Origin of the sequence: Marichromatium gracile (genome assembly GCF_004343155.1) — a bacterium.
GTDB classification, from domain to species: Bacteria; Pseudomonadota; Gammaproteobacteria; order Chromatiales; family Chromatiaceae; genus Marichromatium; species Marichromatium gracile.
The window spans coordinates 64,493-87,349 of sequence record NZ_SMDC01000015.1 but is presented as its reverse complement, the minus strand read 5'-3'; the positions used below and the strand labels follow the sequence as shown (position 1 = coordinate 87,349).

The 22,857-nt window shown below is 68.7% G+C and carries 20 protein-coding genes and 2 pseudogenes; 5 read left to right on the top strand and 17 right to left on the bottom strand.

The window, feature by feature from the left end:
* Positions 1-220 precede the first annotated feature (220 nt).
* Positions 221-535 (top strand): annotated as a pseudogene (locus EDC29_RS16040) (integrase core domain-containing protein); the annotation flags it as partial.
* 28 nt (positions 536-563) lie between these two features.
* Here the strand turns inward: EDC29_RS16040 and EDC29_RS16035 are convergent.
* The 11 genes and pseudogenes from EDC29_RS16035 to bioB form a co-directional block, all read right to left on the bottom strand.
* The gene (locus tag EDC29_RS16035) at positions 564-1,166 is read right to left on the bottom strand and encodes a LysE family translocator (protein ID WP_132230598.1); all 603 of its coding nucleotides are present in this window, start codon (positions 1,164-1,166) and stop codon (positions 564-566) included.
* 69 nt (positions 1,167-1,235) lie between these two features.
* Positions 1,236-1,451, bottom strand: a pseudogene (locus EDC29_RS17705) (integrase core domain-containing protein); the annotation flags it as partial.
* Between the two features lie 43 nt (positions 1,452-1,494).
* A complete protein-coding gene (locus tag EDC29_RS16025) occupies positions 1,495-2,730 on the bottom strand; it encodes an SPOR domain-containing protein (protein ID WP_132230597.1) in 1,236 nt (411 codons plus the stop codon).
* A 267-nt stretch (positions 2,731-2,997) separates the two neighbouring features.
* Entirely contained in the window at positions 2,998-3,426 is a 429-nt protein-coding gene (locus tag EDC29_RS16020; RefSeq protein ID WP_123139683.1) for an FKBP-type peptidyl-prolyl cis-trans isomerase, read from the bottom strand.
* A gap of 1,012 nt (positions 3,427-4,438) precedes the next feature.
* Complete coding sequence (locus EDC29_RS16015; protein ID WP_123142779.1) at positions 4,439-5,275, bottom strand: trypsin-like peptidase domain-containing protein; 837 nt, start codon at positions 5,273-5,275, stop codon at positions 4,439-4,441.
* A 16-nt stretch (positions 5,276-5,291) separates the two neighbouring features.
* A complete protein-coding gene (locus EDC29_RS16010; protein ID WP_123139685.1) occupies positions 5,292-6,497 on the bottom strand; it encodes a D-alanyl-D-alanine carboxypeptidase/D-alanyl-D-alanine-endopeptidase in 1,206 nt (401 codons plus the stop codon).
* 335 nt (positions 6,498-6,832) lie between these two features.
* On the bottom strand, positions 6,833-7,507 hold the full coding sequence (gene bioD, locus EDC29_RS16005; RefSeq protein WP_123139686.1) for a dethiobiotin synthase: 675 nt from the start codon (positions 7,505-7,507) through the stop codon (positions 6,833-6,835).
* Between the two features lie 31 nt (positions 7,508-7,538).
* On the bottom strand, positions 7,539-8,438 hold the full coding sequence (gene bioC, locus EDC29_RS16000) for a malonyl-ACP O-methyltransferase BioC (protein WP_132230596.1): 900 nt from the start codon (positions 8,436-8,438) through the stop codon (positions 7,539-7,541).
* On the bottom strand, positions 8,438-9,196 hold the full coding sequence (gene bioH, locus EDC29_RS15995; RefSeq protein ID WP_123139688.1) for a pimeloyl-ACP methyl ester esterase BioH: 759 nt from the start codon (positions 9,194-9,196) through the stop codon (positions 8,438-8,440). The genes bioC and bioH overlap by 1 nt, the downstream gene beginning before the upstream one ends.
* 26 nt (positions 9,197-9,222) lie before the next feature.
* Positions 9,223-10,392 (bottom strand): 8-amino-7-oxononanoate synthase, encoded by a 1,170-nt coding sequence (bioF, locus tag EDC29_RS15990; protein ID WP_132230595.1) that lies wholly within the window; start codon positions 10,390-10,392, stop codon positions 9,223-9,225.
* Positions 10,389-11,429, bottom strand: coding sequence for a biotin synthase BioB (bioB, locus tag EDC29_RS15985; RefSeq protein WP_123139690.1), 1,041 nt, complete (start codon positions 11,427-11,429; stop codon positions 10,389-10,391). Before bioB ends, bioF begins: the two co-directional genes overlap by 4 nt.
* A gap of 110 nt (positions 11,430-11,539) precedes the next feature.
* Here bioB and EDC29_RS15980 point away from each other — a divergent pair, with 110 nt between their 5' ends.
* Positions 11,540-12,244, top strand: coding sequence for a ComF family protein (locus EDC29_RS15980; RefSeq protein WP_132230594.1), 705 nt, complete (start codon positions 11,540-11,542; stop codon positions 12,242-12,244).
* Between the two features lie 10 nt (positions 12,245-12,254).
* On the opposite strand, the gene EDC29_RS15975 is transcribed toward EDC29_RS15980, so the two are convergent.
* A complete protein-coding gene (locus EDC29_RS15975; RefSeq protein ID WP_123139692.1) occupies positions 12,255-13,532 on the bottom strand; it encodes an HlyC/CorC family transporter in 1,278 nt (425 codons plus the stop codon).
* A gap of 425 nt (positions 13,533-13,957) precedes the next feature.
* Here EDC29_RS15975 and EDC29_RS15970 point away from each other — a divergent pair, with 425 nt between their 5' ends.
* Positions 13,958-14,869 carry a recombination-associated protein RdgC gene (locus EDC29_RS15970; protein WP_123139693.1) on the top strand — a complete coding sequence of 304 codons (912 nt, stop codon included), beginning with the start codon at positions 13,958-13,960 and terminating at the stop codon, positions 14,867-14,869.
* A 75-nt stretch (positions 14,870-14,944) separates the two neighbouring features.
* Here the strand turns inward: EDC29_RS15970 and EDC29_RS15965 are convergent, their stop codons facing one another.
* The 5 genes from EDC29_RS15965 to EDC29_RS15945 form a co-directional block, all read right to left on the bottom strand.
* Positions 14,945-15,952, bottom strand: coding sequence for an NAD-dependent epimerase (locus EDC29_RS15965; RefSeq protein ID WP_123139694.1), 1,008 nt, complete (start codon positions 15,950-15,952; stop codon positions 14,945-14,947).
* Positions 15,953-16,037: 85 nt separating this feature from the next.
* Positions 16,038-17,324: a Vi polysaccharide biosynthesis UDP-N-acetylglucosamine C-6 dehydrogenase TviB gene (tviB, locus tag EDC29_RS15960; protein WP_132230593.1), complete on the bottom strand. Its 1,287-nt coding sequence runs from the start codon at positions 17,322-17,324 to the stop codon at positions 16,038-16,040.
* Positions 17,325-17,445: 121 nt separating this feature from the next.
* Complete coding sequence (locus EDC29_RS15955) at positions 17,446-18,738, bottom strand: FGGY-family carbohydrate kinase (protein WP_132230592.1); 1,293 nt, start codon at positions 18,736-18,738, stop codon at positions 17,446-17,448.
* A gap of 5 nt (positions 18,739-18,743) precedes the next feature.
* On the bottom strand, positions 18,744-19,133 hold the full coding sequence (queF, locus tag EDC29_RS15950) for a preQ(1) synthase (RefSeq protein WP_062276506.1): 390 nt from the start codon (positions 19,131-19,133) through the stop codon (positions 18,744-18,746).
* A gap of 84 nt (positions 19,134-19,217) precedes the next feature.
* Positions 19,218-19,655 carry a phosphate-starvation-inducible protein PsiE gene (locus EDC29_RS15945; protein WP_123139697.1) on the bottom strand — a complete coding sequence of 146 codons (438 nt, stop codon included), beginning with the start codon at positions 19,653-19,655 and terminating at the stop codon, positions 19,218-19,220.
* A gap of 279 nt (positions 19,656-19,934) precedes the next feature.
* On the opposite strand from EDC29_RS15945, the gene EDC29_RS15940 reads away from it, so the two are divergent.
* Together EDC29_RS15940 and EDC29_RS15935 are read left to right on the top strand one after the other, a co-directional pair.
* Entirely contained in the window at positions 19,935-20,759 is an 825-nt protein-coding gene (locus tag EDC29_RS15940) for an HDOD domain-containing protein (protein WP_132230591.1), read from the top strand.
* Positions 20,760-20,767: 8 nt separating this feature from the next.
* Positions 20,768-22,693 carry a putative bifunctional diguanylate cyclase/phosphodiesterase gene (locus tag EDC29_RS15935; protein WP_132230590.1) on the top strand — a complete coding sequence of 642 codons (1,926 nt, stop codon included), beginning with the start codon at positions 20,768-20,770 and terminating at the stop codon, positions 22,691-22,693.
* The last annotated feature ends 164 nt before the right edge of the window (positions 22,694-22,857 follow it).

Here is a 22,857-nt window from a genome sequence, read left to right as displayed (position 1 = left end):
GATACCAAGGCGTATCGGACAAGGAGACGAGCGCGGCGCGGGGACGAGTCATGGGGCATCTCCGCTGGAGGTGTTGGGAGAAGCGTAGGAGAGCGCCTTGGGGGCGTCAACGGTAAGTGGGTGTCCTTACGGTACTTACTAAGTGGGTGTCCTTTTCAACCGGTGTCCTTTTCAACCTTTTCCAACCTTTTCCAACCTTTTCCAACCCTTTTCAACCCTTGGACTGCATCGCTTCGATCAGCTCTGTGCCCAGCATGCCATCGAGCATCGTCTGATCAAACCCAGAACCCCGCAGACCAACGGCCTGGTCGAGCGCTTCAACGGGCGCATCGCCGAGGTGCTGGCCACCACACGCTTCGACTCCGCCCTGAGTCTGGAACAGACCTTCACCCGCTACGTCCAGGTCTACAACCAGCATATCCCTCAGAAAGCGCTCGGGCACATCACTCCGATTCAAGCGCTCAAGGAGTGGGCGCAGAAACGGCCGGAGCTATTCAATAAGCGGGTTTACAATCTCAAGGGACTTGACAAGTAAGTAAGTGGCTTGCTGGTTGAGGTTATGGTCAATGTGTAATTACAGTATTTGTAGGTATTAAGGATATAACTAATAGACAGGCCATTGTGTAGTTGAATAATTGGCGGCGAACAGGATTTTTTAAAGCTTTTCTTAAGCTAGAGCCAAAAAATAGCCACGCTCCTACACAGGGAAAGGATACCGCAAAAAATGTTGAAGCTAGTATGATTGTTTGGTTGTAGAAGGTGGCTCCACCGCTGGTAAATGCCGCAACTGCTCCTATGGATACTATCCAGGCTTTCGCATTGACAAGTTGAAATAATGCGCCTTTAATGAATGAAAGAGGCTCGCTTGAATCGCTCAAGGTTGTGTCCCCTCCTGAGCGGGCGATTAACCATGCTAAGTGCAGCAAGTAGCTAACGCCAATGATTTTTATAATTAAGTACAATTCTGGATTTAAGTGAAAAATCCGGCCCAATCCTAGTCCTACGAGCAGAAGCATGGATGAAAACCCAACACATATGCCAGCTAGCAGTGGAAGGCTTCTCGTTATTCCATAATTCATGCCGGATGTCATTATTATAATATTATTAGGGCCGGGTGTTAGTGTAGAAGAAATGGCGAATAGTATTATTGCTGTTAGGTTTTCCATGTATTTTTATTTTTCCAGTCCATGGAGGTTATATGCCCGCTTGCTAAATAGCTCTGGCTGTTTCTTCGCTCACTCTTCGAGTGCTTGATTGGGAGCGATATGTCTGAGCGCTTTATGGGGGATGTGTTGGTTATAGACCTGGACGTGACGAGTGATGATCTGCTCCAGACTCGGGCGAAGTCGACGCGTGTGGTGGCCAGCACCTCGACAATGCGCACGTTGAAGCGTTCGACCAGGCCGTTGGTCTGCAGGGGGAGGGATCAGATGATGCTCGATGGCGTGCTGGCACAGACCTAATCGAAGCGATAGTGTCCGGAGCGAAACCAACCTACCCCCCCACATCCACAGCCCTAACCTCTACCCCAACCCCCAAACTCCTCACCCAAATATCCAACCCTCGAATCCCCTCCGGCAGCGCCTTCCGTGCCGTCACGGCCTCGGCCCGGGTGGGATAGAGGCTGTGGATGAGCACGTACCAGGGCTTGCCCTGGTAGGTCTCCTGGCGCCAATAGAGACGATCGGGCAGGTCCTGTTCGCGGATGAAGGCTTCCAATCCGTCGCGGGAGAAGGCGCCGAGCAGTTGGATGGCGTAGCTCGGTGCGTCGAGGGTGATGATCGGGGCGTTGTCGTCGAGCGCCGGTTGGGTGGCAGGCGTCTCGGTGGTCTCGGTTGTTGCGGCCTCGGTCGGGGCGTCCGGCACCGCCTCGTCGGCGGGAGCTGGCGCGATCGTCTCGGTCTGGACGGGCGTGGGCTCGGCGGGTTGTGTCTCGGGCTCCGCTGAGACGCTTGACGGTGCCGGGGTCTCCGGCTCGGGCTCGGGAGGCGCAGCCTCGACGGTCGTCGGGGTCGTCGCCTCGTCGGTCTCGATGACCGCCGGCAGGCTCGGCGTGACCGGGGCCGGGGGGAGGCTCTGTCGGGTCACGCGCAGGGGCTGCTGCGTCTCGTTGAGCGCGACGCTGTCGGTGAGCGAGGCCGAGGGGCGGGCCGGGGCCGGGGGAGTGATCGCGGGCTCGGCGGTCGTCGTCGGCTCGGGCGCGGCGCGCAGCTCGCGGGCGAGCTGTTCGATGGTGACAGAGAGCGCATCGAGTTCACGCTGGACCTGGGCGTCGGACTGAGGGGTGCCGCTCGGACGACCCTGGATCGCGGCGATGCGCTCGACATGCTCGGCGAGCGCCTGGCGTTGGGCATCGAGCTGACGGTAGGCGAGGGTGAGGGCGAGCGCGATGCCGATCAGCAGCACGACCAGGGTCGCCAACACCAGGGTGCGCCAATGCCGCAGCCGACGGTCGAGCAGGGTGCGGTGGTTGAGCAGGGCGCGCTGGAGCTGGGCGGTGGTGAGACGACGATCCTCGTCCATGTCGCCGAGCCGGTTCAGCACCGTGTCCTGCAGCTGCTTGAGATCGCGCCGCTGTTCGGCGACGCCGACGGCGAGCTTGGCGATCTGCGCGGCCTGTTGGCTGATCCGGGTCCGGGCGGCGACGTCTTCGGCGCCGGGTCTGGGGTCGGACGCCGTTGATGTGGCCTGGGCCTGGATGTCCGGCTCGGGGGTGGTGGTATTGTCCATGACGATCTGCCCCGCTACTGATCTGGGCGAGCGTGGGCCTGGGCTGTCCCGCCGTTCGAGCAGGTCGCGGGCGCCGGCCTGGGTTCGGGATAAGGCGTCGTTGGACGGGGCGCGTCTGTCGCCGTCGGCTGACCGTCCTGGGGGAAGAGTATCGGTGTCTGGTCGGTCGAGGGCAAGCGTCGGTGGAGCGGTGGTGCGTCCCTGCACCGGGCCGGGAGCGGCTGCTCCCTTGGCCTGACCGCGCAGGGCGCGCGGCCCGGCCAGCGATCAGGAGATCGAGACCAGCTCCAGGGCGAAGGTGAGGTCCTTGCCGGCGAGCGGGTGGTTACCGTCGATGGTGACCTCTTCGTCGTTGAACGCCTTGACGGTGAAGGAGACGTGCTGACCGTCGGGACCCTGGGCGTGCAGCACCATGCCCTCGTGCAGGTCGATGTCGGCGGGGATGGCCGAGCGCGGCACCTCCTGCGTCATCTCGGGACGGTACTCGCCGTAGGCCTGGGCCGGGGGGATGGTGACGGTCTTGTTCTCACCGACGCTCATGCCCTTCACGGCCTCCTCGAAGCCGGGGATGATGCCGCCAGCGCCGATGGTGAACTCGATCGGCTCGCGTCCGACCGAGCTGTCGAACTGGGTGCCGTCCTCGAGGGTGCCGGTGTAGTGGATCTTGACGGTATCGCCGAGCTTGGCTTCAGACATGGGATGGTCTCCCGGAGTTTGGGGTGCATTGCGCCGACCGGGGCAGTCCGGCAGGCGAGCGAACGGAGGTCTCGGGTCGAGGGCTGGGAGGGGGACGAATCGCGCCGTCTTGCGGTCTGCGGGAGACGCGAGACGATCGAAGGAACGGGACGCCGGCCGAGACCGGTCGCTCCACCGAGGGGATGGCGCCCCGCCGAGGCCCGAGTGGTGGACGCGGCGACGGGTCGACCCGATCGGTTGCGTTGTTCGTCGCGATCGGTCTCTCCCAGGGATCCTTCGATGACGCGAGGCTCTCTGGGCGCACTCTAGAACAGGGTGGCGGTGAGTGCAAATCGCCGCCAGCCGCCAGTGGATTGACCACAAAGCCACAAAGGGCGCGAAGGCGAAAAGGGCGATTAGCTTTCTGCCGCCAGCCGCCAGCCGCCAGCCGCCAGCCGCCAGCCGCCAGCCGCCAGCCGCCAGTGGATTGACCGCAAAGCCACAAAGGACGCGAAGGCGAAAAGGGCGATCAGCTTTCTGCCGCCAGCCGTCAGTCCTCAGCCACCAGTGGATTGAACCGCAAAGAGACTGTCTTGCCCGTCAACCGCCGACCATACACACCAGGCTCCCCTACAGGAGGCTGGATGCTGATCGCTGGAAGCTGATTCGAACCGCACAGACTCGAAGGGCACGAAGACGCGCAAAGAAAAGAAGAGAATCGCCTCCAGCGATCAGCCACCAGCGGCCAGTGGCTGCCTGTCCTCGAGCGCTAGCGCGTTACAGCTGGGGGTCAGCAGGGCCGTCATCGAGGGCACAGATGCACTGGCGGCTGGTGCTACTTCGACCGCGACCATCACCGCCACGTCTCGCTGACAGGATGGCGTACAACGCAACATCCGCGAGGCGCTCGGAAACGCGTGCGGAGCTGGCCGACAGCGCCCACTGGCGACTGGAGGCTGCAAGCTGAAAGCTTCAACCCCTTTGCGCCCTTCGAGTCTTTGCGGTTCACCCATTGCGGCTCCCGGCGCTGCCTCTAGCGCAGTCGCGCGAGGATGGCGCGAGCGCGGTTGGCGGGGACGGCGAAGCCGATGCCGACGTTGCCGCCGGCCGGGCCGATGAGGGCGGTGTTGATGCCGACCACGGCGCCGCTGAGGTCGATCAGCGGGCCGCCGGAGTTGCCGGGGTTGATCGAGGCGTCGGTCTGGATCAGCTCGCCGAAGCGGTTGTCGGCGATGCCGCTGCGCCCGACCGCGCTGACGATCCCCGAGGTCACCGTCTGGCCCAGACCGAAGGGGTTGCCGATGGCGATGACGAAGTCGCCGACCTCGAGCCGGTCGGAGTCGGCGAAGCGCAGCGCGCGCACCTCGACCGGCGGGATCCTGAGGATGGCGATGTCGGTGTCGGAGTCGGCGGCGATGCGCCGGGCGCGGAAGCTGCGCCGGTCCTTGAGGGTGACGCGGATGCTGGTGGCGCCCTGCAGCAGATGGGCGTTGGTCATCACATAGCCGCGCTCGGCGTCGACGATCACCCCGGAGCCGACGTTGCGTTGGCGCTCGATCTCGCCGGGTTCGGGCAGTGGCAGCCCGAAGCGTTCGAGAAAACCGCGGAACTCCGGGTCGCTGAGAAAGGGGTGGGCACGCGCCGAGACCTCGGCATCGACCGCGATGTTGACCACCGCCGGGGTGATCTCGCGCATCAGCGGTGCCAGCGAGGGGTAGTCGGCGCCGGCCTTGCGGTGCGGGAAACCGGCGAACTCGGGCACGGCGAGCTGGCGCTGGTCGGCGCTCTGGGGCAGGGCGCAACCACCGAGCGCCAGCAACATGGCCAGCGCCACCAGCACGACGCGGTGACGGACGATGGGGTCGAACACCTGTACCTCCCGTGATTCAGCGCGCCAACGCGCTGGCCAGCCGCTGGCGCAGGCTGCGATCGACCGGCTGCTCGACGAGCAGCGCGAAGCGCCCCCAGCCGCCATTGCGCCGGACGTAGCCGGCATAGCTGCTGACCCCGGTCAGGGTGCCGGTCTTGGCCAGCACCCGGGGGTCGTCGTCCTGGCGCGGCATCAGGTCGCGATAGGGGGTGAAGGCGTCGAGCAACTCGACGAGCTGGCGCGCGCTCAACCGGTTGGCGCGCGACAGTCCGGCGCCGTCGTCGATCACCGCGTCGCGCCAGCCGAGCCGGTCGCGCGCCAGCCGGGTCACTGCGCGCCGCGCCTCGGCCATCCCCGCCACTCCCTTGTCCTTGGGGTCGGAGAGCATGATGAACAAGCCGTTGGCGATGAAGTTGGTCGAGTACTCGAGCATCGGCGCGATCATCTCGGCGAGGGTGCGACTGTTGTGGTGTCGATAGACCAGCCGCGCACCGCGTGGCGCCCGCGCTTGACGGATCGGCCCGGTGACGCTGACACCGGCGCGTTCGAGCAGCGCCGCGAACAACTCGCCGAAGTGACGCTCGGCACGGGCGCGGTCGATCAGGTTGACGCGATGGCGACCCGGTCCCAGGTCGGCGCCCAGCGCCTGCGCGGTGGCGGTCAGCGGCGTCTGTGGTTCGCCGCTGCGCAGCCGGCCATCGGCCTCGCGTATCAGGCTCACGGTGTTGAAGTTGGCCGCGAGCGCGCTCAGCGGGGCGTCGTAGGGGTTGCTGGTGCGCGAGCGCCCGGGGATCTCGGTATCGGCGCCGAGCGCGTGAGTATCGAGCCCGAGTCCGTTGATGCGGGTGAGGCCGCGCGCGCGCAGCGCGGTGGCGATGCGCATCAGCTCCTCGGAGACCAGATAGGGATCACCGTGCCCGACGACCCAGAGGACGCCGTCGTCGTCGAGGCGGACATCGGTGTGGAAGCGATGCTCGCGCCCCCAGGTTTCGAGCGCGGCATAGGCGGTGAGCAGCTTCATCGTCGAGGCCGGCACCCGTGGCGTGGTCGCGCCCTGGGCGATCGCGGTGGTGCCGTCGGGCTCGACCAGCAGCAGGCTGGCGTGCTCCAGCCCGCGCACGGTGGCGAGCGGATCGGCACCGCGCGCCAGACCGCTCAGACACAACAGGGCCGCGCCCAGCACGAGTGCGGCGCGGTGACGGGATGAATGGAGTGCGATCATCGGACGCTCGTCGTCAGTGGCATCAGGATGCCCGGCACCGGGCCGGGCCGTCGGGCGCACAGCATAGCCCAGGCGCGCTGCGGTGGAGAGGGGAGATTGACCACCAAGGCGCGAAGCGCGCCAAGGGGCACGAAGGTTTTTTGTTCAGCGCGTAGGTTGGGTTGCCGGTGACAACCCAACGCATGCCTCAACGTCTGCTGATCGAGCGCCGATGTCGGGTTTCCCGTCCTCGGGCTTACCGCTTCTTCGGTGAAACGGTGGACGGAGGGGTCACTCAATCGACGCAAACTTCGCGTGCTTGGCGTCTTGGCGGTTCAAGGTCTTTGCCCCTTCCGTCACAACAACGGCGTCGGGTCGAGATGGGCGGCGACGGTGGCCGGGGTGAACTGGTTGAGCCAGGGCACCACGCCGAGCCGGGGGGCGGCGATGGCGCGGGTGAGGGTGTCGAGGTTGGCCGCCGAGGCGGGCATGGTCGGGTCGACCTGATTGGCGACCCAGCCGACGAGCGGGCAGCCGCTGGCGCGGATCGAGTCCTGGGTGAGCAGGGCGTGGTTGATGCAACCGAGCTTGACCCCGACCACCAGCACCACCGGCAGGTCGAGCGCGCGCGGCAGGTCGCGCATCGACAGCCGGTCGCCGAGCGGGACGCGCCAGCCGCCGGCGCCCTCGACCACCACCCAGTCGGCCTCGTCGCTCAGCGCCCGATAGGCGTCGCGGATCGGCGCCAGCGCGATCTCCACCCCGGCCTCGGCGGCGGCCACGTGCGGCGCGATCGCCGGGGCGAAGGCATAGGGGTTGATCCGCGCATAGGGCTGTTCGCACCAGCCGGCGGCGGCGAGGCGCTCGGCGTCGTCGTTGCGCAGTCCGTCGGCGGTCTCGACACAGCCCGAGGCGACCGGCTTCATCCCCAGCACGCGCAGCTCGCGCGCGGCCAGCGCGGCGATCAGCCCCTGGCTGACGGCGGTCTTGCCGCAGTCGGTGTCGGTTCCGGTGACGAACAGGCCTGGCATCGGCTGGGTACTCCTTGTCTTTGAATGATGGTCAGTCGCGCCCGCCGAGCTGGCGGCGGAGCTGTTCGAGCGGCACCGCGACGGCGCCGTCGGCGGTGCTCGATTGTTGCGTCTGTTCGGGCGCCCAGGCGTGGCCGTAGAGCACCTCGTAGGTCGCCGGCAGACGGCCGTCGTCGCGTCGTTCGCGCTCATAGGCGGCGGCGAGGGCGGCCAGCCGCGCCCGTCCGGTCAGGCCGCGCGGGCGGTCCCGGCTGGCGTTGCGCGCGCCGATCGCCTTGAGGTCGTGCATCAGCTCGGTGGTGGTGGGGTAGGTCAGGGTCAGTCGTTCGGCGTCCATCACCGGGTCGGCGAGGCGGGCGCGAACCAGCGCATCGCCGATCTCGTGCATGTCGGTGAAGGGGCTGACGTGGGCGTGACCGTCGACCTCGGCCCAGGCCGCGCGCAGCTCGCGCAGGGTGTCGGGACCGAAGGTGGTGAACTGCAGCAGACCGCCGGGGCGGAGGATGCGCAGACACTCGCCGAAGGTGTGTTCGAGGTCGTTGCACCACTGGATGGTGGAGCTCGACAGGATCAGGTCGAACGAGTCATCGGCCAGCGGCAGCGACTCGGCGTCGGCGCAGACGCACAGCGGACGGCGCCACCAGCGCCCGCGCCGGCGCGTCTGTTGCAGCATCGGCTGGGCGAAGTCGAGCGCCACCACCTCGGCGCGCTTGTAGCGTTGCTGCAGCGCGGCGGTGCAGTAGCCGGTGCCGGCGCCGAGGTCGAGGATACGACGCGGCTGGAGACGGATGTAGTCGAGCCGTTCGAGCAGGCGGTCGGCGATCTCGCGCTGCAGCACCGCCGCGGCGTCGTAGCCGGGCGCGGCGCGCGCGAAGCTGGCGCGTGCGCGGCGCTTGTCGATCGGTGCCAGCCGTGGGTCGGGCGTCGACATCAGCCCAGCGCCTCGGCGACGAAGCCCTCGATCGCCGTCAGGGTCTCGCGTCGGTGCGAGATGTGCGGCGCGTGCGCGGCGCCGGCGATCACCTGGGTGCGGGCGCCGGGCATGATCAGCTCGATGCGCTCGGCCACCGCCGCCGGCACCAGGGCGTCGTGACTGCCGAACAGCCACAGCGCCGGACAGGCGATGTCGGGGAGCTGGCCGCGCAGGTCCTCGTCGCGCAGCAGGTCGAGTCCGTCGGCGAGCGCGCGCGGGTCGGGCTCGGGGCGCGTGGTGAGCTCCTGGCGCAGGGTGCGCAGGGTCTCGCGCGCGGCGTCGCTGCCGCGCACCTGGAGCGCGAGGAAGCGCGAGAGGGTGCCGCTGGGGTCGTCGAGCAGACCCTGGTGGAACTGACCGAGGGTCTCCTCGGCCATCGCCGGGCGCCAGTCGGCGGCCTGGACGAAGCGCGGCGTGGCGGTGAGCTGGATCAGTCCGCGCACCCGCTTGGGGGCGCGCAGCGCGGCGGCCTGGGCGACCAGTCCGCCGAGCGACCAGCCGAGCCACACCGCCTCCTCGGGGGCGGCCTCGAGGCAGGCGTCGGCCCAGGCCCAGAGGTCGGCGCGGGCGGGCGTCCGGGCGCCGTGGCCGGGGAGTTCGATGGTCTGGATCGGCAGGCCGCCGAGCTGTGGCGGCAGGCCGTCCCAGACGGCGGCGTTCATGCCCCAGCCGTGGAGCAGTACCAGCGGCAGGGACGGGTTGGATCCGGTGGACACGCGGGTCTCCTTACGATGCAGTGGGGTCAGTCCGCGAGATCGGCGCGGGGCAGCTCGGCGAGCGCCGCGAGCAGCCGGTCGACGTCGGACTCGGTATGGGCGGCCGAGAGGGTGATGCGCAGTCGCGCGCTGCCCTCGGGTACGGTCGGCGGACGGATGGCGCCGACCAGGATGCCGCGTTCTTCGAGCGCCCGGCTCCAGGCCAGGGCGCGCGCGGCGCTGCCGGCGACCAGCGGCTGGATCGGGGTGGCGCTCGCCATCAGTTCGAGACCGAGCCGGGTCGCGCCGTCGCGCAGCCGAATGATCAGCGCCTGCAGGTGCTCGCGGCGCCAGGTCTCGCGCTCGGCCAGACGCAGGCTGACCCGGGTGGCCTCGGCCAGCGCCGGCGGCGTGGCGGTGGTGTAGATATAGCTGCGAGCGCGCTGGATCAGGGTCTCGATCAGCACCGCCGGGCCGGCGACGAAGGCGCCGGAGACGCCGAGCGCCTTGCCCAGGGTGCCCATCAGGATGGGTGCCGCGTCCTGGTCGAGCCCGAAGTGCGCGAGCGAGCCGCGCCCGCCGGGACCGAGCACGCCGAGACCGTGGGCGTCGTCGACCATCAGCCAGGCGTCGGCGCGCCGCGCCTGCTCGGCGAGCGCGGGCAGCGGGGCGAGGTCGCCGTCCATGCTGAACACGCCGTCGGTGATCACCAGCCGGGTCTCCGGGTGACGCTCGAGCTGCTCGGCGAGGGCGGTGGCGTCGGCATGGGCGTAACGGCGCAGGGTGGCGCGCGAGAGCTGCGCGGCGTCGAGCAGCGAGGCGTGGTTGAGCTTGTCCTGGAGCAGGGTGTCGCGACGCCCGGCGAGGGCGCTGATCACCCCGAGATTGGCCATGTAGCCGGTGGAGAAGAGCAGCGCGCGCTCGCGCCCGGTGAAGGCGGCAAGCTCCTCCTCCAGCGCCTCGTGCGCGGCGCTGTGGCCGTTGACCAGGTGCGCCGCGCCACTGCCCACGCCCCAGCGCTCGGCACCGCGTTGCAGCGCGGCGATCACCTCGGGGTGGTTGGCCAGCCCGAGATAGTCGTTGCTGCAGAAGCTCAGCAGCTCGCGCCCGTCGATGCGGGCGCGTGGCTGCTGCGGACCCTGCTGGATGCGGCGACGGCGATAGAGGTCGGCATCACGCAGCCGCTCGAGCTCGGGGACGAGGACATCGAGGCTCATGCGTCGCTCGGCAGCATCTCTTCGAGCTTGACGTGACGCTTGCAGGCGCCGGGCTCCTCGCGCTCGCCGTGGTCCTCGACGAAGTGCATGTCGAGCCGCGCGAACAGGTCGCGGTCGCGGCTGGTGCCGGCGTTCTTGGTGGTGAGCAGGTGATCGCCGTAGAAGATCGAGTCGGCCCCGGCGAGGTAGCACAGCGACTGCATCTCGTCGCTCATGTCGTGACGCCCGGCGGAGAGCCGGATGTGCGAGGCCGGCATCACCAGCCGGGTGGTGGCGACGACGCGGATGAACTCGAACGGGTCGATGGCGTCGCGCCCGAACAGCGGCGTGCCCTCGACCTGCACCAGCATGTTGATCGGCACCGACTCGGGGTGGGCCGGCAGGGTGGCGAGCTGCTGCAGCATCGAGGCGCGGTCGCGGCGCGACTCGCCCATGCCGAGGATGCCGCCGCTGCAGGTCTTGAGGCCGACCTCGCGGACGTGCTTGAGGGTCTCGAGCCGGTCCTGATAGGTGCGGGTGGTGATCACCTGGCCGTAGAACTCGGGCGAGGTGTCGAGGTTGTGGTTGTAGTAGTCCAGCCCGGCGTCCTTGAGGGTGCGCGCCTGCTCGGCATCGAGCATGCCGAGGGTGACGCAGGTCTCGAGCCCGAGGTCGTGAACCCCCTTGATCATCGCGATGACGTGCTCGAGGTTGTTGGCGGTGGGGTTGCGCCAGGCCGCGCCCATGCAGAAGCGCGTCGCACCCTGATCGCGCGCGGCGCGCGCGGCGGCGAGCACGGTCTCGAGTTCGAGCAGCCGTTCGCGCTCCAGCCCGGTGTGGTTCTTCGAGCTCTGCGAGCAGTAGCCGCAGTCCTCGGGGCAGGCGCCGGTCTTGATGTTGAGCAGGGTGCTGACGTGGATCCGGTGCGGGTTGAAGCGGGCGCGATGGGCGCACTGGGCCTCGAACATCAGATCGTTGAACGGCTGCTCGAGGACGGCGAGGACCTCGTCGACGGTCCAGTCGGTGCGGATCGGGGGCGCTTGCAGGGTGGCTGACATGGGAGGGTCCGGATGGCTGACAAAATCCACCAGATGCTATCGGTTTTTCGCTTCTTGTCAACTTTCGCGAGGCTTCAAGGTTTACCGCGCGTCGTCCGGGGCGGAGCGCGATGACGCTGCTGGGGCGTCTGATCGAGGGGCTCTATCCGCCGACCTGCGTGCTCTGTGGCGCGCCCGGCGAGTCCGGGTTCGATCTCTGCGCCGGCTGTCGCGCCGAGCTGCCGGTCAACCGCCATTGCTGCGCGCGCTGTGCCCAGCCCTTCGATACCGACCTCGGTGCCGGGCGCTGGTGCGGGCGCTGCGTGGCGCGCCCGCCGCCCTTCGTCCGCTGTCATGCGCCGCTGCGCTATCAGGGGCTGGTGCCGGGGCTGATCGCCGATCTCAAGTTCCACGCCCGACTCGATCGCGCGGTGCTGCTCGGGCGGCTGCTCGCCGAGACGCGCGCGGCGCTCGCGCCGCCGTTGCCCGAGCTGCTGGTGCCGGTGCCGCTGCACCCGGCACGCCAGCGCGCACGCGGCTACAACCAGGCGCTGGAGCTGGCGCGGGTGGCCGGCGTCGCGCTCGACGTGGCGGTCGCCCCCGGGCTCTGTCTGCGGGTGCGCGCGACCCCGCCGCAGGTCGGCCAGCAGCGCCGCGCGCGCCAGCGCAACATCGGCCCGGGCGCCTTCACCTTGGCCCGGGCACTGCCCGCCAGGCGTCTGGCGATCATCGACGATGTGATGACCACCGGTGCCACGGTGAGCGCGCTGGCGCGGGTGCTGACGCGCGCCGGGGCGTGCGAGATCGAGGTCTGGGTGGTGGCGCGCACGCCCTGATCGCGCCCTCTCAGCGCCGCGGGCGGCGTGTCGGGCGCGGGATGATCCTGACCGTCTTCACCCCGTTGTCGGCGGTCTGGATGATCTCCATCGGGTGCCCCGAGAGCTTGAGGCTGGTGCCGGGTTCGGGGATGGTCTCGAGGTATTCGAGGATCAGCCCGTTGAGGGTCTTGGGCCCGTCGGTCGGCAACTCCCAGCGCAGCACGCGGTTGAGTTCGCGCAGCCCGATGCCGCAGTCGATCAGCAGCGAGCCGTCCTCGGCTGGCTGGATCTCGGAGATGCTGTCGGAGGGGTCGGTGGTGAACTCGCCGACGATCTCCTCGAGCAGGTCGGCGAGGGTGATCAGCCCCTGGAAGTCGCCGTACTCGTCGACCACCAGGCCGACGCGCTGCTTGGTGTGCTGGAAGTTCAACAGCTGCTGGTAGAGCGGGGTGCCCTCGGGGACGAAGTAGGGCTGGCGCGCGATTGCCCGCAGGTGCTCCTTGCCGAGCCCCTTCTCGAGCAGGGCGTGGAGCGCATTGCGGGCGTGGAAGACGCCGATGACGTTGTCGATGCCGCCGTCGTAGAGCGGCAGGCGGGTGTAATTGGTATTGCGCACCGCCTGGATGATCTCTTCCGCGCTGTCCTGGATGTCGATGCCGTCGACCTCGTTGCGCGGGATCATGATGTCCTCGACGGTGGCGCGTTCGAGGTCGAGGATGCCGAGCAGCATCGAGCGGCTGCGCTCGGGGATCATCGCCCCGGCCTCGCTGACCACGGTGCGCAGCTCCTCGCGGCTGAGCGCGGTGCCCTGACCGCCGTCCTCGGGGGCGATGCCCATCAGTCGCAATAGCCCGTTGGTGAACAGGTTGACCAGCCACACCACCGGATAGAGCAGCTTGAGCAAGGGGCCGTAGACATAGGCGGCGGGGAAGGCGAGGCGCTCGGGATGGAGGGTCGCGTAGGTCTTGGGGGTGACCTCGGCGAAGATCAGGATCACCAGGGTGAGCAGCCCGGCGGCGATGCCGATGGCCGCCTCGCCGCCGAGCCGGATGGCGATCACCGTGGCCAGCGAGGAGGCCATGATGTTGACGAAGTTGTTGCCGAGCAGGATCAGCCCGATCAGCCGATCGGGACGATCGAGCAGCTTGCGCGCACGCCGCGCCCCGCGGTTGCCCTGATCGGCCTGGTGACGCAGACGGTAGCGGTTGAGGGTGAGCAGCGCGGTCTCCGAACCCGAGAAGAAGGCCGACAGCAGGATGAGCAGGAAGAGGATCAGGAACAGGCCGGGCAGGGGAAAATCGTTCACGTTGGGTTACCGATGGTCGGTGAGCAGTGGTGGCTGGGGCGCTGCGATGGATCGGGGATCGGGCGGTGCAGGGTGTACGCCTGGGCGTGTCGGGGCGGCGCTGGGCATCCCGGCGCCGGCGGTGGATTCTAACGTAAAGCCGCGCTGGTCGCCTTTCCAGCCGCCGGATATCAGCCGCCAGCCGCCGGTGGCGCCACCCTCAAAGGCTGACGTCTGGAACGTACGCCAGGGCTGACGGCAAGCGATGCCCTCATCGAGGGCGCACCCGCGCTGGTTGCCGGCGGTTTGAATCCCTTTGTGCACTTTGCGTCTTTGTGGTTCAAACTCCCGCTGGCCGCTGGCCGCTGGCCGCTGGCCGCTGGCCCTGTGTCCTTGCGGTTCCTCCCGTGTCGGGCATAATTCAGCGCTTTTTGCCGGGGAAGCCAATGTTCAAGAACGCCAGACTCTATCGCCTCGAACAGCCCGTCCGCATCGACGGACAGGAACTCGAGGCCCAGCTCGACGGGCGCAGGTTCCGTCCCTGCGGGCCGCTCGAGACCGCGACCATGGGCTGGAGCGCGCCGCTCGGCGAGGACGGCGGGGCGCTGGTCCATCCCCTCGAGGGCTGCCTGCTGATCTGCGCGCGCAAGCAGGAGCGTCTGCTGCCGACGGCGGCGGTGAAGGAGGCGCTGGAGGAGCGTATCGGTGAGATCGAGGCCGGCGAGTCGCGTGAGGTCGGGCGCACCGAGCGGCGCCGTCTGCGCGAGCAGATCGTCGACGAGATGCTGCCGCGCGCCTTCACCCGTTCGCGGCGCACCCGCGCCTATATCGACACCGAGAGCGGCTGGATGGTGATCGACGCGGCCAGCGAGAAGCAGGCCGAGGAGGTCGTCTCGCTGCTGCGCGAGACCCTGGGCAGCCTGCCGGCGCTGCTGCCGGCGCCGGCCGAGCACCCCGCCGAGGTGCTCTCGCGCTGGCTGCTCGAGGACAGCGCCCCGGCCGACTTCGTCGCCGGTGACGCCTGCGAGCTGCGCGACGCCGAGGAGAAGAGCGGGGTGGTGCGGATCAGCGGCGGTGATCTCACCAGCGACGAGGTGCTCGCCCATCTGCGCGCCGGCAAGCGCGCGGTGAAGCTCGCGCTGACCTGGGACGAGCGCTTCAGCTTCACCCTTGCCGACGATCTGTCGCTGAAGCGGCTGCGCATGGCCGAGGAGCTGCTCGACACCCTCGACGACGAGATCGAGGACCCGGCGGTGCGCTTCGAGACCGAGTTCGCGCTGTTCGCGCTGCAGCTGCGCAACCTGCTCGCGCGGCTCGAGACGGTGTTCGGGCTCGCCGAGGCGCGCGCCGGCATCTGAGCCGTCGACGCCGGGCGTCTTCGCCCGGCGTCCTCCTCCCCACCGGCCCGCCCTCGGCGCGGGCCGACGCCCCGCTCACACCTGATAGAAATCGCGATACCAGTCGACGAAGCGCGCCACGCCGTCGGCCACCGAGGTGTTCGGCTGGTAGCCGGTGTCGCGCACCAGATCGGCGACGTCGGCATAGGTGTCGGGCACGTCGCCGGGCTGCAGCGGCAGCAGGTTCTTCTCGGCCTCGCGCCCGAGGCAGCGTTCGAGCACCGCGATGTACTCCATCAACTCCACCGGATTGTTGTTGCCGATGTTGTAGATGCGGTAGGGCGCGGCGCTGGAGGCCGCGTCTGGGGTCGCGCCGCTCCACGCGGGATTGCCCGCGGGGACGCGGTCGAGCACCCGGATCACGCCCTCGACGATGTCGTCGATGAAGGTGAAGTCGCGACGGTGCTTGCCGTAGTTGAAGACGTCGATCGGCTCGCCGGCGAGGATCGCGCGGGTGAACTTGAACAGCGCCATGTCGGGCCGGCCCCAGGGACCGTAGACGGTGAAGAAGCGCAGCCCGGTGGTCGGCAGCCGGTAGAGATGGCTGTAGGTGTGGGCCATCAGCTCGTTGGCCTTCTTGCTCGCCGCGTAGAGGCTGACCGGGTGGTCGACGTTGTGATGCACCGAGAAGGGCATCTCGGTGTTGGCGCCGTAGACCGAGCTGCTCGAGGCGTAGACCAGGTGCTCGACGCCGTGATGGCGACAGCCCTCGAGGATGTTGGCGAAGCCGACGAGGTTGGTGTTGACGTAGGCCATCGGGTTCTCGATCGAGTAGCGCACCCCGGCCTGGGCGGCGAGGTTGACCACCCGGTCGGGGCGATGCTCGGCGAAGGCGGCATGGAGCGCCGCGCCGTCCTCGATGTCGATACGCAGGTCGTGGAAGCGCGGATGGTCCTGGGTGCGCGCCAGTCGGGCGCGCTTGAGGTTGACGTCGTAGTAGTCGTTGAGGTTGTCGACGCCGATCACCTCGTCGCCGCGCTCGAGCAGACGCAGCGACAGGGCCGAGCCGATGAAACCGGCGCTGCCGGTGACCATGACTTTCATAGTGTTCTCGCTCCAGGGCGCGCCCGGGGTGGGCGCGCCGGGTCGGGGGGATGGGGGCGTGTGCCCGGCCCGGGCGGGCGCGGGCTCAGAGCCGGCCGTCGACCTGATCGCGCGGCAGCAGCTGCTTGACGTCGTAGAGCACGGCGCCGGGCTTGCCGTAGGCGCGGATGCGCTCGGCCCCGAGCGCGGCGTACTGGCGATGGGCGACGGCGAGCACCACGGCGTCGTAGACGCCCGCGGCCGGGTCGTCGACCAGGGTGATGCCGTACTCGGCCTCGGCCGCGGCGCTGTCGGCCCAGGGGTCGTGGACGTCGCAGGCGATGCCATAGTCGGCCAGCTCGGCGAGGATGTCGACCACCCGGGTGTTGCGCAGGTCGGGACAATTCTCCTTGAAGGTCAGTCCCAGCACCAGCACCCGCGGCGCCTCGCCGAGTCCGCCGCGTCGTGCCATCAGCTTGATCACCTGACCGGCGACATAGGCGCCCATGCTGTCGTTGAGCCGCCGCCCGGCGAGGATGATCTCGGGGTTGTGGCCGATCTGTTGCGCCTTGTGGGTGAGATAGTAGGGGTCGACGCCGATGCAGTGACCGCCGACCAGGCCGGGGCGGAAGGGCAGGAAGTTCCACTTGCTGCCGGCGGCCTCGAGCACCTCCTGGGTGTCGATGCCGAGCTTGCCGAAGATCAGCGCCAGCTCGTTGATCAGCGCGATGTTGAGATCGCGCTGGGTGTTCTCGATGACCTTGGCCGCCTCGGCCACGCGGATGCTGCTGGCGCGGTGGGTGCCGGCGGTGATGATCGAGGCGTAGAGCGCATCGACGAAGTCGGCCACCTCGGGGGTCGAGCCCGAGGTCACCTTCTTGATCGTCGGCAGCCGATGTTCCTTGTCGCCGGGGTTGATGCGCTCGGGGCTGTAGCCGGCGAAGAAGTCCTGGTTGTAGGTCAGCCCCGAGATCCGCTCGATGATCGGTACGCACACCTCCTCGGTGGCGCCGGGGTAGACGGTCGACTCGTAGACCACCACGGTGCCGGGGCGGATGATCTCGCCGATGGCGCGGCTGGCCGATTCCAGCGGGCCGAGGTCGGGCTGCTTGTGCTCGTTGATCGGGGTCGGCACGGTGACCACCAGCACCCGGCACTCGGCCAGGTCGGCGGCGTGCTCGGTGTAGCTCAGTCGCGTCACCGCGCGCAGCTCCTCGGGCTCGACCTCGAGCGAGCTGTCGCGCCCGGCGCGCAGCTCGGCGATGCGTGCCGCGGCGATGTCGAAGCCGACGGTGTCGTAGCGCTTGCCGAACTCGACGGCCAGCGGCAGGCCGACGTAACCCAGTCCGATGATGCCAATACGCAGGTCTTGCAGGTCCGAATCGAAGGTCACGGCAGGAAGCTCCTTCTAGGGTCAGTGAGAGAAAGCGGACGTCGGCCGGGCCGTCTTGGGCACGGATCGTTGCATGTTAGCAGCCCGTTGTGGGGTGGCGCGACGGTGTTCGATGGCCGCTTCAGCCGTCGGCGGCGCCCCCTCGGGCGAGCAGTGCTGCGCCGAAGGCCGCTTCCTGACGCAAGGCGCGGAGCACGGTGCAGTCGAGCAGGCGTGCGCGCAGCCGCGTCCAGGTGGGGTTGTGCGCGCCGCCGCCGATGCTGAGCACGTGGCGTGGTCGCGGTGCGCCGAGCTCGGCGAGCCGGGCATAGCCCTCGGCCTCGATCCGGGCGATGCCCTCGAGCAGGCCGTGGAGGCGGCGTACCGGGTCGCCGGGGTGAGGGTCGAGCCGTGGCGCGAGATGCGGGTCGGGGTGCGGGAAGCGCTCGCCGATCCCCGGCAGCGGGTAGTAGTCGAGCCCCGAGTCGCGCTCGGGGTCGATGCGTGCGCTGAGCGTGACGAGGGCGTCATCGTCGAACTCGCGGCGCAGCACCCCGGCGCCGCTGTTGGAGCCGCCGCCGACCAGCCAGTGCGCGCCGTAGCGGTGGCTGTAGACGCCGTAGTCGGGGGCCTCGATGCGCTGCGGCGAGAGCACCTTGACCACCAGGGTGGTGCCGAGGCTGGTGAGCGCCTCGCCCGGTCGCGCGAGTCCGGCGGCGAGCGCCGCGGCGGTGCTGTCGGTGGTGCCGGCGACCACCCGGGTGGTCGGGGGCAGTCCGGTGGCGGCGGCCACCGCCGGGGCGAGTGGTGCGATCCGGGTGCCGGGGGCGAGCACCTGCGGCAGCCGCGCGCCGGGTGGCAGCAGGGCGCCGACCCACTCGGGCCAGCCCGCGCGTTCGGGGTCGTGACCGAGCTTGAGGGCGTTGTGCCAATCGCTGGCGGCCAGCACGCCGGTCAGTCGGGCGGCGATCCAGTCGGCCTGGTGCAGCGCCCAGAACGGACCTGCGGGGGCGAGCCGGTCATGGAGCGCGAGCAGCTTGGCCAGCCCCGAGCCGGGGCCGCGCGCGGCGCTGCTCGTCGGCGCGCTGGCGGCGATGCGTGCGGCGGCCTGGTGGGCGCTCTGGTCGTCGTACATCAGCGCCGGGCCGAGCGGATCGCCGGCGGTATCGGCGAGCAACAATGTGGGGGAGGTGGCGGCCACGGCGAGCGCCGCGGGGCGATGATCGGGGAGTGCGGCGACCAGCGCGCGCAGCACCTCGGTGAGCGCCTGCCACCAGTCCTCGGGGTTCTGTTCGACCCGACCGGGGGCCGGTCGGGTCGAATCGGGGAGTGCGGTGCGGGTCTCGGCGAGCGGCTCGGCGGCGGCGTTGATCGCTACCGCCCGACACCCGGAGGTGCCGAGATCGAGCCCGATGAAGGCCGCTTCCCCGCGCATCGGTCTCAGGGCAGCTGCACCTGGGGCTGGGGCTGCCAGTCGGCGGCACGATGCTCGGCGACCACCGTGGTGTAGATGCCGCCGCGCACGTTGAAGTCCGCGGTCAGACGCATGAAGCGCGGCTCGGTGGCCGCCACCAGGTCGCCGAGGATGCGATTGGTCACCGCCTCGTGGAAGGCGCCCTCGTCGCGATAGGACCAGACATAGTTCTTCAGCGCCTTGAGTTCGACACAGCGCGCCTCGGGGATGTACTCGAGGGTGAGTTCGGCGAAGTCCGGCTGGCCGGTCTTGGGGCACAGACAGGTGAACTCGGGCACGCGGATGCGGATGGTGTAGTCGCGCTCGGGCTGGGGGTTGGGGAAGGTCTCGAGCGAACGGCTCGGGGCGCTTGGCATTTCTCGGTATCTCCTGATTTGAAGCAGGCCGCGGGTGGCGGCCGGGGCGCAAGTTTACGCGTTGCGCCGGTGCAAGGCGATGGTTCAGCGGTGCTCGGTCGGCTCGGGCTCGTGGTGCGTCGCCTCGCCGGCGGCGTCGATGCTGTAGCGCTGACTGTAGCGCACGATGAGGATGGCGATGCTCACCAAGAGGATGGCGCCGCCCTCGTAGAGCAGGTTCTCGGGGGCGATGTTCTTGCCCTGGAGCACGATCAGCCGCGACAGCGCGGTCACGGCGATGAACATCGGGTAGGTGAAGGGCACGGCGTGACGCACGAAATAGACGTGGGTCATCGCCATGATCTCGATATAGATGAACATCAGCAGCAGGTCTTCGAGGCGCACCTCGCGATGCTCGCCGATGCCCCAGACCAGCTGCGCGATGCCCATCAGCGCGAGCACGCCGACGCCGGTGAGCACCAGCTTCTCGGTGAAGCGGAACAGGGTCGAGAGCAGGGCGTTGAGTCGCTGTTCCAGGCGCATGTCGGCTCCTCCCTTCGACTGGACGTTGGGCCCCGTGACGATCGGGGGGCGGTTCGTCCAAGGATAGTCAGCCGTCGTGAGATATGAGATTTTGGGATCTGGGTCCTGCACGTGAGCAGAATCGAGTGTAGAGTTGGGCGCTAGCCCGAGTTTCTGTATGCCCCGGGGTGTCGAGCGCGATGCGCCGGGGCATGTCGCGAGTTCCAAGTGACAGACGTTCCCGCCGCCGTATCCCCGTCATGCTCGCCGCCTGCCCGACTCGGCACGCTGATCCGCGAGTTGCAGTCCCTTCCGCCGCTTCCCGAGCAGGCGCAGGTGCTGCTCGCCGAGTTGGTCGACCCCGAGCTCGATGTCAATCGTGTGCTCGAGCTGATCGAGCGTAGCCCGCCGATCGCCGCGCGGCTGCTCGGGATCGCCCGCTCGGCCTTCTTCGCCGGTCCCATCCCGGCGCGCGATCTCGGCGATGCGGTGATCCGGGTGCTGGGCTTGCGCCTGGTGCGCGACCTCAGCATCAGTCTGCTGCTGAGCGCGCCCTTCGAGCGCGATCGCTGTCCGGCATTCGACCCCGGGCGCTACTGGCGTCGGGCGATGCTCACCGCGACGCTCGCCGAGGCGCTCGCGGCCAAGGTGCCGGGCGATCGCGAGGAGACCCTCGCCGGGGTCTATCTCGCCGGTCTGTTGCACAACCTCGGGCTGCTGGTGCTGGTGCACCTGACGCCGGAGGTCATGGACGAGGTCTTCATCGCCGCCGCCGACGACCCCGAGCGAGGGGTCGCCGAGTTGACCCGACAACGGCTGGGACTCGATCACTGCCTGGCGGGGGCCGCGCTGGCGCGCGCCTGGCAGCTGCCGCCGGGGCTCGCCGTGACCATGGCGCGACACGGCGAGCCGGACTATGGCGGTGGGTACTGGCGGCTGGTGCAGCTGGTGGGCTTTGCCGAGCGCTTCGGGACGTTGGCCGAGCGTCATCCGGAGACGGCCGGGGATCTGGACCTGGCGCCGCCTGCGGCGTTGGGGGTCGAGGCCGATGAATGGCGGCGGACCGCTTCGCGCTGGTGCGCCCGGATCGGGCATCTGTGCGAGATGGCGGATGCCTTCAGCTAGAGGTTGACATGGATATCTTCCAACCCAGTGCAATGGACGCCGGTGGGGACTCCGGCATTCTTTCCCTGATCGAATCCCTGAGCATGCTGCGCAGTCTGGTGGTGCCGGACGCCACGGCGCTCGACGAACCCGAGCTGTGCGCGCACGCCGCCCGCGCCTGTGTCACGCATCGCGACCTCGAGTGCTGCGCCCTCTATCTCCAGCACGACCGCGCGCTGGTCTGCACCGCCCATGTCCGCCGCGACCCCGATGACGCCGATGCGCCCGGCGCGGCGCTCGACGAGCTGGCCGCGCGCGTCATCGCCGACGGCGAGATCCTGCGCGGCGCCAGCGAGGTCCACGGTTCGCTGCTGGCCGCACCGCTCGCCGCGGCGGGACGGGTGCAGGGCGTGCTGGTGGTCGGTCATCCTGCCGCCGGGCGTTATTCGCGCTGGCACGAGCGCCTGTTGCAACTGGTCTGCGACGTGTTGACGCAGACCCTCGAGCACGGGCGGCTGGTGCGTGGCCAGCGTGAGGCCATCGCCGAGCGCAGCCGCGCGCTCAGTCACTGCGACGCCTCGCTCGATGCCGAGCGCCGTCGGCGCTCGGCGGCCGAGTCGGCGCTGGTGCGCGAGTCGCGGCTGCGCGATCGGCTGGCGCGACTCGACACGCTCACCGGGCTGCTCAATCGCGCCGCCTTCGAGTCAGAGTTGGCGCGGGCGCTGGGGCGGGTTGCGCCCGGCGCCGGGGGGCGGGCGCTGATCCATGTCGATATCGATCGCTTCCGGGTGATCAACGACGCCGCCGGTCAGGCCGCCGGCGATCAGCTGATCCGGGTGCTCGCCGAGCTGCTGCGCGAGCATTTCGCCGGGGCGAGCCTGCTCGGACGGCTCGGTAACGACGAGTTCGGCATCCTGCTCGAGGGCAGGGCGGCCGACCGGGTCGAGACCCTGGCCGAGTCGCTGTGCGATGCGGTCGACGACTTCCAGTTCAGCTTTCGCGGCTATCGCTTCGTCATCAGCCTGAGTATCGGCGTGGCCGAGTATCGTGACGGCGACTCGGGCGAGCAGCTGCTGCGCAAGGCCTATTCGGCCTGTCTCTCGACCCAGGAGGTCGGCGGCGGCAACGTCCGGCTGTATCGCGAGCACGACGGCAAGCTCAAGCGGCGCAACAACGAGGCGCACGCGCTGTCGCGGCTGGTGCGGGCGCTCGAGGAGGACCGCCTGGAGCTGTTCTCGCAGCCGATCGTGGCCAACGCCAGGGCGCCGCAGGCCGCCGCCGAGCCGATCAACTACGAGATCCTGCTGCGACTCAAGGGAGAGGATGGCGATCTGATCTCGCCGGGGCAGTTCCTGCCGATCGCCGAACGCTACGGGCTGTCGGTGAAGCTCGATCGTTGGGTGGTGCGCTCGGTCCTGCAGACGCTCGCCGAACATGCCGAGCGCTTCGATCGCTTCGGCTATGTCACCATCAACCTCTCCGGTCACTCGCTCGGCAGTCGCGGTTTCCTCGACTATGTGCTCGAGCAGCTTCGCCACTTCGACACCACGCCGGGCAAGATCTGCTTCGAGGTCACCGAGACCGTGGCCATCTCCGACCTGCAGGCCGCACGTCGTTTCATCGCCGGGCTCAAGTCGCGCGGTTGTCGCTTCGCGCTCGACGACTTCGGCAGCGGCTATGCCTCCTATCTCTATCTGCGCGACCTCGAGGTCGACTTCCTCAAGATCGACGGCGAGTTCGTCCAGGGCATCGCCACCGACTCGGCCAACCTTGCGCTGATCCGCTCGATCAACGACATCGGCAAGATCCTCGGCAAGCGCACCATCGCCGAGCACGTCGAGAACGACGCCACCCTGGCGCTGCTCGAGGAGATCGGCATCGACTTCGTTCAGGGTTACTTCATCGGCCGTCCCGAGCCGCTGCGCAACATCCTCGAGCCCGAGCGGTCTCATTGAGCTGTTGGTGACGCGGCCATAGCGCCGTGTCGGCGGCATCGTCAACGAGATTTGACATCCACCGCGAGTTCATGGTTTTTCTGCCGCGATGCCGATCGCCGGTCCAGGGCGAGCGGACGCGGCGCGGGGTGTCGTCATCGCATCGTCGATGCCCTTTCTTATCA

Bases quoted from the DNA above. Each gene is read 5' to 3' on its own strand.
- EDC29_RS16035 (WP_132230598.1), bottom strand. From the start codon at position 1,166: ATGGAAAACCTAACAGCAATAATACTATTCGCCATTTCTTCTACACTA.
- EDC29_RS16025 (WP_132230597.1), bottom strand. From the start codon at position 2,730: ATGGACAATACCACCACCCCCGAGCCGGACATCCAGGCCCAGGCCACA.
- EDC29_RS16020 (WP_123139683.1), bottom strand. From the start codon at position 3,426: ATGTCTGAAGCCAAGCTCGGCGATACCGTCAAGATCCACTACACCGGC.
- EDC29_RS16010 (WP_123139685.1), bottom strand. From the start codon at position 6,497: ATGATCGCACTCCATTCATCCCGTCACCGCGCCGCACTCGTGCTGGGC.
- bioD (WP_123139686.1), bottom strand. From the start codon at position 7,507: ATGCCAGGCCTGTTCGTCACCGGAACCGACACCGACTGCGGCAAGACC.
- bioC (WP_132230596.1), bottom strand. From the start codon at position 8,438: ATGTCGACGCCCGACCCACGGCTGGCACCGATCGACAAGCGCCGCGCA.
- bioF (WP_132230595.1), bottom strand. From the start codon at position 10,392: ATGAGCCTCGATGTCCTCGTCCCCGAGCTCGAGCGGCTGCGTGATGCC.
- bioB (WP_123139690.1), bottom strand. From the start codon at position 11,429: ATGTCAGCCACCCTGCAAGCGCCCCCGATCCGCACCGACTGGACCGTC.
- EDC29_RS15980 (WP_132230594.1), top strand. From the start codon at position 11,540: ATGACGCTGCTGGGGCGTCTGATCGAGGGGCTCTATCCGCCGACCTGC.
- EDC29_RS15970 (WP_123139693.1), top strand. From the start codon at position 13,958: ATGTTCAAGAACGCCAGACTCTATCGCCTCGAACAGCCCGTCCGCATC.
- EDC29_RS15965 (WP_123139694.1), bottom strand. From the start codon at position 15,952: ATGAAAGTCATGGTCACCGGCAGCGCCGGTTTCATCGGCTCGGCCCTG.
- EDC29_RS15955 (WP_132230592.1), bottom strand. From the start codon at position 18,738: ATGCGCGGGGAAGCGGCCTTCATCGGGCTCGATCTCGGCACCTCCGGG.
- queF (WP_062276506.1), bottom strand. From the start codon at position 19,133: ATGCCAAGCGCCCCGAGCCGTTCGCTCGAGACCTTCCCCAACCCCCAG.
- EDC29_RS15945 (WP_123139697.1), bottom strand. From the start codon at position 19,655: ATGCGCCTGGAACAGCGACTCAACGCCCTGCTCTCGACCCTGTTCCGC.
- EDC29_RS15935 (WP_132230590.1), top strand. From the start codon at position 20,768: ATGGATATCTTCCAACCCAGTGCAATGGACGCCGGTGGGGACTCCGGC.